Here is a 13,392-nt window from a genome sequence, read left to right on the forward strand (position 1 = left end):
GGAATGGCCGGTCCCCATCTCCCGTCATTCCGGCCCTGAGCCGGAATCCAGCCACGGCGCGTCTGCGCCGTGAGAGAGTCTCTTGCGATCAAGGACTTGATCGCGCTGGATGCCGGCCTTCGCCGGCATGACGATTGTTGAGGGTCTCCCACGCCAATCGACCAGAAGCTCCAGGGCCGTCAAAAAGCGCAGCTCCGCACCTTGCCTCAGCGCCCGCGCCTGGTCTCGGCCATGATGTCGAGCACGGCGGCCCTGACTTCGTCGTCCTGGGCCAGCACCGCCTGGCTCAGCCTGAACAGCCGCTCGCGGGTGGCGTGGAGCTGGTCGATCAGGTCGAGCACCACCGGCAGCGTCTCTTCCTCCACCTCCATGTCGTAGCGCAGCGCGCAGATCAGCCGCACGCGGGCGACCTGGACATCGTCGAGGCGCGGCGAGCCATGGTCCTCCACGGCCACGATCAGGGCGTCGTGCAGCCAGCGCTCCAGGTCGGAACGATCGAGGTCGGGGACCAGCGAGACGATCTCTTCAAGGTTCTTCATAACAGCATCTCCTTGCGGGGATTTTGCGCGCGGCGCGGTTTCCAGCCTTCCAGGAACGCCGCCAGCTCGGGCTCCTCGCCCTCGGGCAGCACCACCTTGAGGGCGACATACTGGTGTCCGCGGACGCCGGACTTGGCGTTCCGGATGCCGCGGTCCTTCAACCGCAGCTTGGTGCCGGTGTTCGATCCCTTCGGCACCGTCAGGCTCACCGGTCCGGAAATTGTCGGCACCTCGATCTTCGCGCCGAGCACGGCTTCGCTGAGCGTCACCGGCACCTCGATATGCACATTGTCGTCCTTGCGGACGAAATGCGCGTCGGGCTCGATGTGCAGCTCGATGAAGGCGTCGCCGGCCGGGCCGCCGTTGAAGCCGGGTCCGCCCTGGCCCTTGAGCCTCAATGTCTGCCGGTCCTCGGCGCCTTCGGGAATGGTGACGTTCAATGTCTTGCCGTCGGGCAGTTGCAGCTTCTGCACGCCGCCGAGCGCCGCGAGCCGGAAGGGGACGCGCAGGCTGTAGGTCACGTCCTGGCCGCGCGCCTTCATCGACGCGCGCCCGGCGCCCGCGCCCATGCCTCCCATGCCGCCGCCCATGCCGCCAAAGGCGCGGGCAAGGAATTCCTCGAGATCGTCGTTGCCGGCAAATCCGTCCTGACGCGCATGGCTTCCCGCGGGACCGGCATAGTCGCGATAGAAGCGCTGCTGCTGGGTTTCCGCGCCCGAGGCGTCGATCTCGCCCGCGTCGAAGCGGCGGCGGCGCTCCTTGTCCTTGAGGAACTCATGGGCGCCCGAGATCTCCTTGAAGCGGGCCTCGGCCGCCTTGTCGTCGGGGTGCAGGTCGGGATGGTGCTTCTTGGCGAGCTTCTTGAAGGCCGCCTTGATTTCCGCATCGCTGGCCGTCTTCTTGACGCCGAGGATCTCGTAGGGATTTTTCATTGGGTAAGCTCCGGCATTCGCATGTACTCATGACCTTCGCGGCCTCGCCCCGCGATGATGGCGAGGCGGAGCAGGAGAGCCACGAATCTACAACCATTCTATGATCCGTCGCGGACTTTTTCGCATTGAGCTTGATCAAGCCCCGTGGGAACCGCACGCATGATCGAGATAGGGATGCCGCGCCGCAAATGCCAGTCCGGACGCTGGCGGAATGCCGCGCGCCTGTTGCCCAATTCCTGCCGCGGCGGGTTCATATCCTGTTAATTGCATTTATTCTAAAGTGCCCCCCTTGGGTTTGATGGGGGTCGGCATGTATCCAGGAGGCGCGAAACGGGCGCTGGGCTTGCTTTTCGGTCTCGCGCTGTTCGCCGCCTGCGGTCCGGCGGCGGCGCAGGGCGCGGTCCTGCGCATCGGCGGCACCGGCGCCGCCACCGAACTTATGAAGCGCCTGGGCGCGGCTTTCGAGACTTACGAGGCGGGCGTCGAGGTCGAGGTCATCCCCGGTCTCGGCAGTTCCGGGGCGATCTCGGCGACGATGGACGGCGCGCTCGACATCGCCGTCTCCGCCCGGCCGCTCAAGCAGGCGGAAGCCGAGGCGGGCCTCACCGGATCGCCCTTCGCGCGCACCCCCTACGGCATGGTCAGCTCGCATCCGCGCCCCGGCGACATCGCCGCCGCCGATCTCGCCGCTTTCTTCGCCTCGGTAACGTCGACCTGGCCCGATGGCACCCCGGTGCGGGTGATCCTGCGGCCGCTCAGCGAAAGCGACACGGCGCTCCTGGGCGAGACCTTTCCAGGCATGGCCGAGGCGATCCACGATGTGCGGGCGCGCCCCGACGTCTCCGTCGCCGCCACCGATCAGGACAATCTGGACATGGCCGCCGATGTCGAAGGCTCGCTGGTCGGCACGAGCCTGGCCCAGGTCGTCACCGAGGGCCGGCGGCTGCAGTTCATGAGCATCGACGGTGTCGCGCCGTCGGTGGAAAGCGTCGAGGCGGGGCAATACCCCTATGTGAAGCTGTTCCACATGATTGTCGCCGGAGCCCCGGCTCCCCTTGCCGAGCGCTTCATCGCCTTCATCCGGTCGGATGAGGGCGTGGCCATCCTGCGCGAGGCTGCATGCCTTCCGATCATGAACTGACGCAAAGCATCGCCCTCGAGCCGCGGCTGCGCACGGCGCTGGTCGTGGCCGTTCTCCTCGCCATCGTGCCGCCGCTCACCTATGCCATGGTGTCGCTGGGCTATCTCGGCGCCCATGCCGCCTTCGTCGCCGAACTGCAGGCGGGCAGGCTGTCCAAATACATCTACACGCACGAAAAGATGTGGCGCTACCAGAAGGTCCGGCTCGCCGAGATCCTCGAGCTCGATGACGCCCAGCTCTCGGTGACCGGGCTTTCCATCTACGACGCCGACGGCAAGCAGGTGCTGGCGGTCGGGCTCCGGCCGGGCACCCTGAGCCTGACCCGCCGCGCGCCGCTGGTCTCCGCCGGACGCCAGGTCGGGTGGACCGATGTGAGCCTGCCGCTCACGCATCTGGCGCTTGAGGTGCTGACACTGTCGATCCTGAGCACCCTGTTCGGCATCAGCGCCTATTTCGCCCGGGCCAGGCCGCTGCATTCGCTCAACCGGGCGATCACGCAGCTCGAGGATTTCAGCCACGACCTCAAGACCCGCACCGCCCAATTGTACGAAGCCCAGTCGCTCGGCCGGATCGGCGACTGGAGCTATGGTTTCGGCGATCGCACCCTCTGGTGGTCGGACGAGATCTACCGGCTGCTCGGCTACGACCGGGCCAGCTTCGTGCCGCGGTACACCGCGGTCATGGCGATCTATGCCGAGGATGGCGCGGAACAGCTGATCCAGTCGCAGAAGCAGGCGCGCAAGACCGGCGCCGTCAGCACCGTCGATCTCAAGGTCCGGCGCGGCGACGGCACGATCGGCCAGTTCGCGATCACCACCAAGACCCGCTACGACGACACCGGCAAGGCCACAGGCATCTACGGCACCATCCAGGACATCACCGACCGCAAGGAGGCCGAGGCGCAGCTCGAGCAGCTCGCCTACCACGATCCGCTGACAGGTCTCGCCAACCGGGCGCTGTTCCAGCGCCATCTCGACGACATGATCGGCCGCTGCGCGCGCTCGGGCTCGGGCGGCGCCCTGCTGCTGCTCGATCTCGACCGTTTCAAGGACGTCAACGACACCATGGGCCACACCATCGGCGACGCGCTCTTGGTCAAGATCGCCCATCTCCTGGCCCGCACGCTGGGCCACGATCATTTCATCGCGCGGCTTGGCGGCGACGAATTCGCCATCGTCGTCGAATGCGGTGCGGGCGGCCCCGACGTCGAGTCCATCGCCGCGTCGGTGCTGGAGTCGATCTCGGGCACGGTGTTCCTCGAGCAGGTGGAAATCGCCATCGGCACCAGCATCGGCATCGCCCGCGTGCTCGAGCACGGGGCAGGGGTCACCGAATTGCTGCGCAATGCCGATCTCGCCCTCTACCGGGCGAAGGAGGAGGGGCGCGGCCGCTCCGTGATGTTCGAGCCGGGCATGGACGACGCGGTCCAGCAGAAGGTCGCCTTCGCCAACGAGCTTCGCACCGCCCTGCACGAGGACGCGGGGCTTTCGCTGCATTACCAGCCGCAGATCGATCTTGCGAGCGGGCGGGTCACCGGCTTCGAGGCGCTGATCCGCTGGACCCACCCGACGCTGGGCAATATCCCGCCCTCGGTGTTCATCCCGATCGCGGAAAGCTCGCATCTGATCTGCGACATCGGCAGTTGGGTGCTGCGCCACGCCGTGGTCCAGGCCAAGGCCTGGCTCGACGCCGGCGCGCCGCCGCGCGAGATGGCGGTCAACATCTCGGTGGCCCAGCTCTGGAGCACCGACCTCGTCAACGATGTCGGCCGGGTGCTGGCCGAGACCGGCTATCCGCCGGAGCTGCTGTGCCTGGAACTGACCGAATCGCTGCTGGTCGACCAGGAGGAAACCCGGGTCCGCTCGGTGCTCAAGGCATTGAAGCAGCATGGCGTGGTGCTGGCGCTCGATGATTTCGGAACCGGCTTCTCGTCGCTCGGCTATCTCACCCAGCTTCCCTTCGACAAATTGAAGATCGACCGCATCTTCATCGACGGCGTCACCGCATCGGGGCGCCGGACCGAACTGCTGCGCGGCATCATCGGGCTCGGCCGCGGCCTGGGCATGACCACGGTCGCCGAAGGCGCCGAGACGCCCGAGGAGGTGGAGCTGCTGCGCGAACTCGGCTGCGACGTGGTCCAGGGCTTCGTCTACGCCCGCCCGTCGCCCGCTCCCGAGGCGCTGACCTTCGCGCTGCGTCAGGACGCCGCCGCCCTCAGTGCTCCCCAGACCGCCCCAAGTCAGCCCGTATCGCCCAGGCGCGCCCACGGCTGATCCACCCGCGGAACTGTCGAGGCCGCCGCGAAGGCGTAGGATGAAGACCAGGATAAAGGAATGGTGGGCGCGACAGGGATTGAACCTGTGACCCCTGCCGTGTGAAGGCAGTGCTCTCCCGCTGAGCTACGCGCCCGTCGCATGCCCGCCTGAGGCGGCGCGAACGGCTGAGCGGCGGTATAAGCGGTGAGCGGGGCAGGCGTCAAGCGCCAGTTCGGCCCTTGTGGCAGAATGCCTGGCCAGGCGGGCCGGACCGTCCCGGCCGCGCCGTCGCGGCGGCGCGCCTCAGCCCGCCCGGCGGCGGGCGGCGATCAGCTCGCCCACCAGTTCGGCGCTCAGCCCGTCGAAATGGTCGAGCACGAGATCGGGCTTGAAATCCTCGACCGGCTTGTCGGAATAGCCGAAGGGGACGGCGATCGCCGGCACATTGGCATTCTGCGCCGCCAGGATGTCGTTGATGCTGTCGCCGATCATCACCGCATTGTCGCGGCTGCCGCCGGCCCTGGCGATGGTACCCAGGATATGGTCGCCATGCGGCTTCTTGACCGCGAAGGTGTCGCCGCCGGTGATCGCGGCGAAGCGATGGGTGAGACCCAGGCTCTCGAGCAGGCGCAGCGCCAGGGCCTCGGTCTTGTTGGTGCAGACCGCGAGATCCATGCCCGCCGCCTGCAGCCGGTCAAGCGCCGCGACCAGGCCCGGATAGGGCTGCGACCGTCCCGGCATTTCGGCCGAATAATGCACCAAGAAGGCCGCGAAGGCGGTCTCGAGCTGTTCGGGCGAGGCGGGGTGGTCGTGATGCGCCCAGGCCCGCTCGATCATCATCTTGGCGCCCTGGCCGACCAGCCAGGTCATGTCCTTGAACTCCACATGCGCGAGCCCGCTGAGGTCCATCACGTGATTGAGGCTCGCCATCAGATCCGGCGCGGTGTCGATCAGGGTGCCGTCGAGGTCGAAGATTACCAGGGGAGAGGTCATGCGGGCTCCGGATGGGCGGTGTCGATGCGGGCTCAGTACCGCCTGCGCCCCGGGCTGGCAATGGCGGAGCGGCGCATTCCGGCGTGCCGCCACCCGCGGCCGCGGGAGCCTGAACACGGGCTTTGCCTCCCCGCATCTTACATGCTAACAGGCGGTCCAGTAGCAACAACGACGGAAAGCTGGCATGGACGCCCGGCAACTCAAAATCGCTGCAGCGCAGGCGGCCCTCGATCATGTCGAGGACGGAATGCGGCTGGGCATCGGCACCGGTTCGACCGCGGACGAATTCGTCCGCCTGCTTGCCGAGAAGGTCGCCGAGGGGTTCTCGATCCAGGGCGTGCCGACATCCGAGCGCACGGCGCGGCTCTGCGTCGAACTGGGCGTGCCGCTGTTCTCGCTCGATGACCTGCCCGAGCTCGATCTCACCATCGACGGCGCCGACGAGGTCGACGGCGCGCTCGGCCTGATCAAGGGCGGCGGCGGCGCGCTGCTGCGCGAGAAGATCGTCGCCGCGGCCTCGGCGCGGATGATCGTCATCGCCGACGAGAGCAAGCTGGTCGACACGCTCGGCCGCTTTCCGCTGCCCATCGAGGTCGCGCCCTTCGGCCTGGCGGCGACCCGGATCGCCGTCGAGCGGCTGGCCTCGCGGCTTGATCTCAACGGCGCCATCGTGCAGCGGCCGGACAAGGACGGCCCCTATCTCACCGACGGCGGACATTTCATCCTCGATGCATCTTTTGGCCGCATTCCGGATGCAGAAGCGCTCGCAAACGGGCTTGCCGCGATCCCGGGCGTGGTCGAACACGGACTATTTCTCAACATGGCGGATGCCGCGATCATTGCCTCTCAGACCGGCGCGCGGACATTGCTGGCGAAGAACTAAACAGGAGTGACACCCAACATGACTATTTTCACCGGTCTCAAGCGTCTCGGCGCGGGGTTGATCGTGGCTTCGAGCCTCGTCGTCGCCGGCCATTCGGCGCTCGCGCAGGAGCTCAGCGACGCGCATCTCGCCGCCGCCCGCGCGGCGATTTCCGCGCTCAAGTCAACCGATCAGTTCGACATCGTCATTCCGGCCGCCGCCGAGCAGCTCAAGACCGAGTTGATTCGCTCCAATGCCGACCTGCAGGAAGTCATCAGCGCCACCATCGACGAGGAAGCGCTGAAGATCGTTCCCCGCCGCGCGGATCTGGAAAAGGAAGCGGCGCAGATCTACGCCAAGTCCTTCACCCAGGAAGAGCTGACGGCGATCGCCGATTTCTACAATTCCGCTCCCGGCCAGAAGCTGATCGACAACGGTCCGCTGGTGACCCGCGAACTGATCAAGTCGGCTGAAATCTGGTCGTCCGGCATCGCCCGCGACCTGGCGCAGAACGTCAATGCGGCGCTGCAGGCCAAGATCGGCGCGCGCCCGAAGGTCGACGACGAGACCGTGCCTGCGCCGACGACGGAAACGGCGCCCACGACGGAAGCCGCGCCCAAGCCGTAAGGCCTCGAAACGGGTCGGGCCCGCCTGGCGTCCAGTCGCCGCCGGCCGCCGGTCCCGGCGCAGCCATCGCCATCACAAGGTCGTGTTGGACCACTCAATCGAAAGCCCGGACCTGTTTCCGGGCTTTTCTTTTGCGCCTGCGGGGCTAAATAGGGTGGCCGCCCTGCGGGTTCCCCGCTCCGGCCCCACCGATCCGGCGCCTGTCGCCAAAGCCCCGCGAGAAGGATTCCCGCCATGACCGACTTCGACTTCGACCTGTTCGTGATCGGCGGCGGATCGGGCGGCGTGCGCGCGGCGCGGCTTGCGGCGGGGCTCGGCAAGAAGGTGGCGATCGCCGAGGAATACCGCTTCGGCGGCACCTGCGTCATCCGCGGCTGCGTGCCCAAGAAACTGTTCGTCTACGCTTCCCAGTATGGCGAGCATTTCGAGGACAGCCGCGGCTTCGGCTGGACGCCGGGCGAGGCGCGCTTCGACTGGCCGACGCTGATCGCCAACAAGGACCGCGAGATCGACCGGCTGGAAGGCCTCTACCGGCGCGGTCTCGAGAACGCCGGCGCCGAGATCATCGTCTCGCGCGCCGAGCTCACCGGACCCCATTCGGTGCTGATCAAGGCCACCGGAAAGACGGTGACGGCCAAGCACATTTTGATCGCGGTCGGCGGCCGGGCCAATCCGCATGCGGCTCTGCCGGGCCACGAGCTCTGCATCAGCTCCAACGAGGCCTTCCATCTCGAAAGCCTGCCCAAGGCCATCCTGATCGCCGGCGGCGGCTACATCGCCGTGGAATTCGCCAATATCTTCCACGGGCTCGGCGTCGAGACCACGCTCATCTACCGCGGCAAGGAGATCCTGTCGTGCTTCGACGAGGACATGCGCCGCGGCCTGCATGCGGCGATGGAGGCAAAGGGCATCCGCATTCTCTGCCACGAGGTGTTCGAGAAGATCGAGCGCGGCCCCGACGGGCGGCTGCTCGCGCACACTTCGGCGGGCAAGGCGCTCGCCGCCGACCAGGTCATGCTGGCGCTCGGCCGCGATCCCAACACCCACGGGCTCGGGCTCGAGGCGGCGGGGGTGAAGACCGGCATCAAGGGCGAGATCCTGGTCGACGAATATTCCCGCACCAACGTGGAAAGCATCTATGCGGTGGGCGACGTCACCGACCGGGTGCAGTTGACGCCGGTGGCGATCCACGAGGCGATGTGCCTGATCGACACGCTCTACCGCGATCGCCCGACCTCGCCCGACCACGACATGATTGCCACCGCCGTGTTCTCGCAGCCCGAGATCGGCACCGTCGGCCTGTCGGAAGACGAGGCGGCGAGGCGCTTCGACGCGCTCGAGATCTACCGCGCCGAGTTCCGGCCGATGAAGGCGACGCTGTCGGGCCGGGCGGAAAAATCGATCATGAAGATCGTCGTCAACGCGGAAGACCGCACCGTGCTCGGCGTCCACATCCTCGGCCACGACGCCGGCGAGATGGCGCAGCTCCTGGGCATCGCGCTCAAGGCCGGATGCACCAAGGACGATTTCGACCGCACCATGGCCGTCCACCCTACCGCGAGCGAGGAACTGGTGACGATGTACCAGCCAAGCTACCGCGTGAAGGGCGGCAAGCGGGTCTGAGCGGCGCGGCCGGGGCCCGGACCGGGCGCGGCCCGCGCAGGAGCCGGGCAAACAGCCGGTCGGTCCATTCGAGCCCGCGCCACTCCTCGGCCTCGAGGGGGTCGGCGAAGGCTGCCCGCGGCCGGGCAGGGGCGCCGTGTCTCCAGATCATCATCCATGCCAGGTGCATCGTCTCGCCTCCTTCGTGTTGCGACAGGCCTGACGTAGCCCTCGCGGCGCGCGATCTGTAGCGGCAGGATTGAAAGGGGCGTTTCAGCGGTGAAAAATGGCAATCGCGCCCCTTCGTCCCTATCTTCGGGCGGCGGGGGATCATGTTCACGGAGCCGGCCATGGCGGATGCCAACTGGGACGATTTGCAGCTCTTCTTCCAGGTGGCGGAGCGCGGCGGGCTGAGTGCTGCCGCGGCCGGCACCGGGCTCAGCGCCGCCACCATCGGCCGACGCATGCTGGCGCTGGAGCGGACGCTCGGCCGCAGCCTGTTCATCCGCAGCCAGCAGGGCTACCGGCTCGCCCATGACGGCGAGATCCTGCTCGAGCGGGGGCGGGTGATGCGCCAGGCCGCCGACGGCATCGCCGACTGGCACAGGCACGCCTTCGCGCTGCCGCTGGTCTCCATCGCCGCCGAGCCGGGGCTCGCCCCCTTCGTGGCCGAGAACATCGCCGCGATCCGCTCCGCGTCGGATTCCTTCCGGCTCTGCGTCAAGACCGCCGACGCCGATCTCGACATGACCTTCCGCGGTGCCGACGTGGCCGTGCTCGGCGTCGAGCCGGTGTCGGGCAATCTCGCCAAGCGCCGCAGCGTCATTGAGCGCTACGCGGTCTACCGGGCCAGCGCGCTGGCCGAGGACCCCGACCTGCCGTGGATCTCGGTCGGCACGGAATCGGCGCGCTCGGCCGCGGACCGCTACGTGTTCGAGAACCACGAATCGCAGATCCTGACCTGGACCGGCGATGCGCGGCTCGTGGAAACGCTGGTGCAGGCGGGCGCCGGGCGCGGCGTGCTGCCGGTGTTTTCGGGCGACGCCAACCCGGCGCTCAAGCGCGAGGGCGAGACGCTCGCCGCGCTCGACCACCCGCTGTGGATCGTCGCCAACGACGACGACCGCCGCCGGCCGGAGGTGCGGCTGGTGATCGACCGGGTGGCGGAACTATTGGCGAGCCACTCCGCCCGGTTCCTCGGCTGACCCGCCGATGGCGCGCGGGCGCATCGGCCGTTCCGCGCAGGCCCCGAATCGGTGTCAGACTGGCGCCATGAACCGCGACGCCTTCTTCCATCACCTGACCGTCACCGATCCGCGCCTGTTCCCGGACGGGCTGACGCCGGCGCAGCGGGCAGGGCTCGCGGTCAAGCTCGATGTCTGGGCGCGCTGGTACGCGGCCGATCATCCGCTGACCTTTCTCGCGGCAAGCCTCGGCCAGATCTACCGCGAGACCGGCGGGCGGATGGAGCCGGTGTTGGAGGCCTTCGCGCCCGACCGCAGGACATCGGCCGAACGGCTGCAGAAGGCTTTTGACGCCGGTCGGCTCGCCTGGGTGAAGACGCCCTACTGGCTGCCCGACGAGACCGGGCGCCACCCGGTCGGCGGCGGCGACATCCAGCTCACCCACCGCCGCAATTATGTGAACGCTGAGGAAAATCTGTTCAGGCGCTTCGGCGTCCGCGTGCCCTTGTCCCGCGATTACGACCTGATCCTCGATCCGGTCGTCTCCGCCCATGTGGCCTTTGCCGGCATGATCGAGGGCTGGTTCCGGCCCTGCAAGCTTGCTGATTTCCGCACCGCCGACGGGCTCGACTACCGTGCCGCGCGCGACATCGTCAACGGCGATACGCGGCTCGTCGGCGACGAGATCGCGCGCAACTGCCAGATCTTCGAGGCGGCGCTGAGCGCGGCCGGCGCGGACCGCGATTTCGGCCCGCCCGAGGCCCGCGTGGACTGGCCGGCACCGGCGGCGCGATCCTGGTGGCGTCGGATTGTCGCGTATCTTCAATCGCTTGCGAAGACATCCGGGTGAACTGAATCAGCGCCTTCATGCGGTGAATCACCCGCCTAAGGGCCGCCGCCACAAAATCCGCGGCGTCAGCACGCCGCCTGGCGGTCCCGCCCGTGTCGTCCGGCGAGCCTTAAGCCTTGAGATGCTGCCGCACCCAGCCGGTGATCTGGCCGGCATTCATCGCGCCGGCCTGGCGGGCCACCTCGCGGCCATGATCGAACAGGATGATCAGCGGAATGCCGCGGATCTGGAACCTGCTGCCGACCGCCTGGTGCTGCTCGGTGTCGAGCTTGGCGAAACGCACCGCGGGCGCCATCTCGCGCGAGGCCTGCGCGAACATCGGCGCCATTGCCCGGCAAGGCCCGCACCAAGGCGCCCAGAAATCGACCAGCAGCGGCAGCTCGTCGGTCTTCAGGTGCCTGTTGAGCCCGGCCTCGTCCAGCTCGAACGGGGCGTCCGGAAACAGCGCCGCCTTGCAGGCACCGCAGCTCGGCTTGGCGCCGAGCTTGGCCGCGGGGATGCGGTTCTTGGCCTGGCAGGCGGGGCAGGTGATGTGGATCATGTCTGTCATGTCGGTCTCCTCGGCATCGCTCCATCCTGAGCCCAACCGGCGCCTCAAGCGTTGACATGCGTCAAGTCCCAGCCGGATCGGCCGGTCTCACATCAGCCGCCTCAGCCATTTGAACTTGGCGCTGGTGAACGGCGCATAGCGCAGCGGCAGGTCGGGCCATTCGGACTTCACCAGCACGCTCCTGGCGTGGCTGAACGTGTCGAACGAAGCGCGGCCATGGCAGGCGCCCATGCCGCTCGCGCCGACGCCGCCGAAGGGCAGTTCGGGCACCGCCAGATGCATCACCACGTCGTTGATGCAGGCGCCGCCGGAACTGGTCCCTGCGAGAACCTTTTCGCGGATCTCGCGCGCATTGGAGAACAGATAGAGCGCCAGCGGCTTGGGCCGCGCGGTGACGAAGGCGATCGCCTCTTCGATGCCGCGGTAGGGGACGACCGGCAACACCGGCCCGAAGATCTCCTCGCGCATCACCGGCGCCTGCAGGTCGACGCCCGTGAGCACCGTGGGCGCAATGTAGCGCGTCTCCGGGTCGCACTCGCCGCCCGCGGCGACCGTGCCGCCGGCGATCAGGTCCCGCACGCGGGCGAAATGCCGGTCGCTCACCAGCCGCGGATAGTCCGGGCTCGCCTTCGGGTCCGCACCGAAGAAATCGGTGATCGCCGTCTTCAGCCCGGCGACAAAGGCGTCCGCGGCCTTCTCCTCGACCAGCACATAGTCGGGCGCGATGCAGGTCTGGCCGGCATTCAGGAACTTGCCCCAGGCCACCCGCCGCGCCGCGAGCTGGAGATCACAGTCTGACGCGACGATCGCCGGGCTCTTGCCGCCGAGCTCCAGCGTTACCGGCGTCAGGTGCTTGGCGGCCGCCGTCATGACGATCTTTCCGACATGCTCGCCGCCGGTGAAGAAGATGTGGTCGAAGCGCTGCTCCAGCAGTTCGGTCGCCGTTTCCGCGTCGCCCTCGACGACGCGGATCGCCTGGCTGTCCATGAAGTCCGGGATCAGCCGGGCCAGGACCCGCGACGTGTGGGCGGAAATCTCCGACGGCTTGAGCACCGCGCAATTGCCCGCGGCGATCGCCCCGATCAGCGGCATGGCGAGCAGGTAGAACGGGTAGTTCCACGGCGCGATGATCAGCGCCACGCCGAGCGGCTCGGGCCTGATCATGGCGTAGCCGGGCTGGTTGGTGAGCGGCGTCCAGACCCGGGCGGGCCGCATCCAGCCCTTGAGATGCCTGAGCACGTGGGTGATCTCGGCCAGCACCGTGCCGGTCTCGGTCAGCCGGCCCTCGAAGGCGGATTTGCCGAGATCGGCGTGCAGCGCGTCGAGCAGGGCGCCTTCATTGTCCTCGATCATCGCCTTGAGCCGGTGCAACTGCGCCCGCCGCCATTCGATCGGCCTGGTCCTGCCGGTGTCGAAGCCGGCGCGGAGATCGGCGACGGTCTGGGAGATCTGGGTCATGGCGGTCAATCCCGAACTGAGGCTGCGGAGCATGCGGGCCACGGCTCCGCCTGTCCGACCATAGGCTCCGCCCGCCTTTCTGTCGACGGGCGGGGGATGCGGCCAGCCTGTTCCGGATGGAAGGCTTTTTTGACTTCAAGCGCCGGATCGCCCATGTCCCGTGTCATGCTCCGGGCCGCTATTGCGTTCGGTTGAGATGAGAAAGGTGCACTGATGACCCCCGTCGATGATTTCGAGCATATGGCACGCGAGGCCCGGCTGGTGGGTTATTTCGGCTACGGCTCGCTCGTCAACCGGCGCACGCTGCACCCGGGCGTGGTGGCGGCGTGGCCGGCGCGGCTGAGCGGCTGGCGGCGGACCTGGCGGGCGCGGCCCGACATGGGGCCGACGCCGCTCGCC

The 13,392-nt window shown here is 67.9% G+C and carries 12 protein-coding genes, 1 tRNA gene and 1 pseudogene; 8 read left to right on the top strand and 6 right to left on the bottom strand.

Translation table 11 applies throughout. From position 1 onward, the window contains the following. Positions 1 to 206 precede the first annotated feature (206 nt). Both LL06_RS20845 and LL06_RS20850 read right to left on the bottom strand, forming a co-directional pair. Positions 207 to 539, bottom strand: coding sequence for a hypothetical protein (locus LL06_RS20845; RefSeq protein ID WP_035531330.1), 333 nt, complete (start codon positions 537 to 539; stop codon positions 207 to 209). Further along, on the bottom strand, positions 536 to 1,471 hold the full coding sequence (locus LL06_RS20850; protein ID WP_035531333.1) for a DnaJ C-terminal domain-containing protein: 936 nt from the start codon (positions 1,469 to 1,471) through the stop codon (positions 536 to 538). Before LL06_RS20850 ends, LL06_RS20845 begins: the two co-directional genes overlap by 4 nt. Positions 1,472 to 1,814: 343 nt before the next feature. Between LL06_RS20850 and LL06_RS26555 the strand changes: the two genes are divergently transcribed. Next, a complete protein-coding gene (locus tag LL06_RS26555; RefSeq protein ID WP_161785005.1) occupies positions 1,815 to 2,612 on the top strand; it encodes a substrate-binding domain-containing protein in 798 nt (265 codons plus the stop codon). Further along, on the top strand, positions 2,591 to 4,885 hold the full coding sequence (locus LL06_RS20860; RefSeq protein WP_081964116.1) for a GGDEF and EAL domain-containing protein: 2,295 nt from the start codon (positions 2,591 to 2,593) through the stop codon (positions 4,883 to 4,885). Before LL06_RS26555 ends, LL06_RS20860 begins: the two co-directional genes overlap by 22 nt. Before the next feature lie 61 nt (positions 4,886 to 4,946). On the opposite strand, the gene LL06_RS20865 is transcribed toward LL06_RS20860, so the two are convergent. After that, positions 4,947 to 5,021: transfer RNA gene (locus LL06_RS20865), tRNA-Val, on the bottom strand. A gap of 149 nt (positions 5,022 to 5,170) precedes the next feature. Next, positions 5,171 to 5,860 carry an HAD family hydrolase gene (locus LL06_RS20870; RefSeq protein ID WP_035531339.1) on the bottom strand — a complete coding sequence of 230 codons (690 nt, stop codon included), beginning with the start codon at positions 5,858 to 5,860 and terminating at the stop codon, positions 5,171 to 5,173. A 184-nt stretch (positions 5,861 to 6,044) separates the two neighbouring features. Between LL06_RS20870 and rpiA the strand changes: the two genes are divergently transcribed. From rpiA to LL06_RS20895, 5 genes are all read left to right on the top strand, one after another. After that, positions 6,045 to 6,743, top strand: a complete 699-nt coding sequence (rpiA, locus tag LL06_RS20875) for a ribose-5-phosphate isomerase RpiA (RefSeq protein WP_035531342.1) — start codon at positions 6,045 to 6,047, stop codon at positions 6,741 to 6,743. An 18-nt stretch (positions 6,744 to 6,761) separates the two neighbouring features. Continuing rightward, positions 6,762 to 7,349, top strand: coding sequence for a DUF2059 domain-containing protein (locus LL06_RS20880; RefSeq protein ID WP_052161788.1), 588 nt, complete (start codon positions 6,762 to 6,764; stop codon positions 7,347 to 7,349). Between the two features lie 234 nt (positions 7,350 to 7,583). Continuing rightward, positions 7,584 to 8,972 carry a glutathione-disulfide reductase gene (gene gor, locus LL06_RS20885; RefSeq protein WP_035531344.1) on the top strand — a complete coding sequence of 463 codons (1,389 nt, stop codon included), beginning with the start codon at positions 7,584 to 7,586 and terminating at the stop codon, positions 8,970 to 8,972. A gap of 329 nt (positions 8,973 to 9,301) precedes the next feature. Further along, positions 9,302 to 10,156 (top strand): LysR family transcriptional regulator, encoded by an 855-nt coding sequence (locus LL06_RS20890; protein ID WP_035531346.1) that lies wholly within the window; start codon positions 9,302 to 9,304, stop codon positions 10,154 to 10,156. A gap of 67 nt (positions 10,157 to 10,223) precedes the next feature. Continuing rightward, positions 10,224 to 10,985: a hypothetical protein gene (locus tag LL06_RS20895; RefSeq protein WP_152599709.1), complete on the top strand. Its 762-nt coding sequence runs from the start codon at positions 10,224 to 10,226 to the stop codon at positions 10,983 to 10,985. A gap of 109 nt (positions 10,986 to 11,094) precedes the next feature. Here LL06_RS20895 and trxC read toward each other — a convergent pair whose 3' ends face one another. Both trxC and LL06_RS20905 read right to left on the bottom strand, forming a co-directional pair. Next, positions 11,095 to 11,535: a thioredoxin TrxC gene (gene trxC / locus LL06_RS20900; RefSeq protein ID WP_035531349.1), complete on the bottom strand. Its 441-nt coding sequence runs from the start codon at positions 11,533 to 11,535 to the stop codon at positions 11,095 to 11,097. 87 nt (positions 11,536 to 11,622) lie between these two features. Next, a complete protein-coding gene (locus LL06_RS20905; RefSeq protein WP_152599710.1) occupies positions 11,623 to 12,993 on the bottom strand; it encodes an aldehyde dehydrogenase family protein in 1,371 nt (456 codons plus the stop codon). 213 nt (positions 12,994 to 13,206) lie between these two features. Between LL06_RS20905 and LL06_RS27915 the strand changes: the two are divergent. Further along, positions 13,207 to 13,392: pseudogene (locus LL06_RS27915) on the top strand (hypothetical protein); the annotation flags it as partial.

This window comes from Hoeflea sp. BAL378 (genome assembly GCF_000759435.1).
In the GTDB taxonomy this organism is placed as follows: Bacteria; Pseudomonadota; Alphaproteobacteria; order Rhizobiales; family Rhizobiaceae; genus Hoeflea.

What these genes read in the sequence shown, in the direction of transcription:
- LL06_RS20870 (WP_035531339.1), bottom strand. Translation starts at nt 5,860, where the DNA reads ATGACCTCTCCCCTGGTAATCTTCGACCTCGACGGCACCCTGATCGAC.
- LL06_RS20860 (WP_081964116.1), top strand. Translation starts at nt 2,591, where the DNA reads ATGCCTTCCGATCATGAACTGACGCAAAGCATCGCCCTCGAGCCGCGG.
- LL06_RS20880 (WP_052161788.1), top strand. Translation starts at nt 6,762, where the DNA reads ATGACTATTTTCACCGGTCTCAAGCGTCTCGGCGCGGGGTTGATCGTG.
- rpiA (WP_035531342.1), top strand. Translation starts at nt 6,045, where the DNA reads ATGGACGCCCGGCAACTCAAAATCGCTGCAGCGCAGGCGGCCCTCGAT.
- trxC (WP_035531349.1), bottom strand. Translation starts at nt 11,535, where the DNA reads ATGACAGACATGATCCACATCACCTGCCCCGCCTGCCAGGCCAAGAAC.
- LL06_RS20905 (WP_152599710.1), bottom strand. Translation starts at nt 12,993, where the DNA reads ATGACCCAGATCTCCCAGACCGTCGCCGATCTCCGCGCCGGCTTCGAC.
- gor (WP_035531344.1), top strand. Translation starts at nt 7,584, where the DNA reads ATGACCGACTTCGACTTCGACCTGTTCGTGATCGGCGGCGGATCGGGC.
- LL06_RS20850 (WP_035531333.1), bottom strand. Translation starts at nt 1,471, where the DNA reads ATGAAAAATCCCTACGAGATCCTCGGCGTCAAGAAGACGGCCAGCGAT.
- LL06_RS20890 (WP_035531346.1), top strand. Translation starts at nt 9,302, where the DNA reads ATGGCGGATGCCAACTGGGACGATTTGCAGCTCTTCTTCCAGGTGGCG.
- LL06_RS20845 (WP_035531330.1), bottom strand. Translation starts at nt 539, where the DNA reads ATGAAGAACCTTGAAGAGATCGTCTCGCTGGTCCCCGACCTCGATCGT.
- LL06_RS20895 (WP_152599709.1), top strand. Translation starts at nt 10,224, where the DNA reads ATGAACCGCGACGCCTTCTTCCATCACCTGACCGTCACCGATCCGCGC.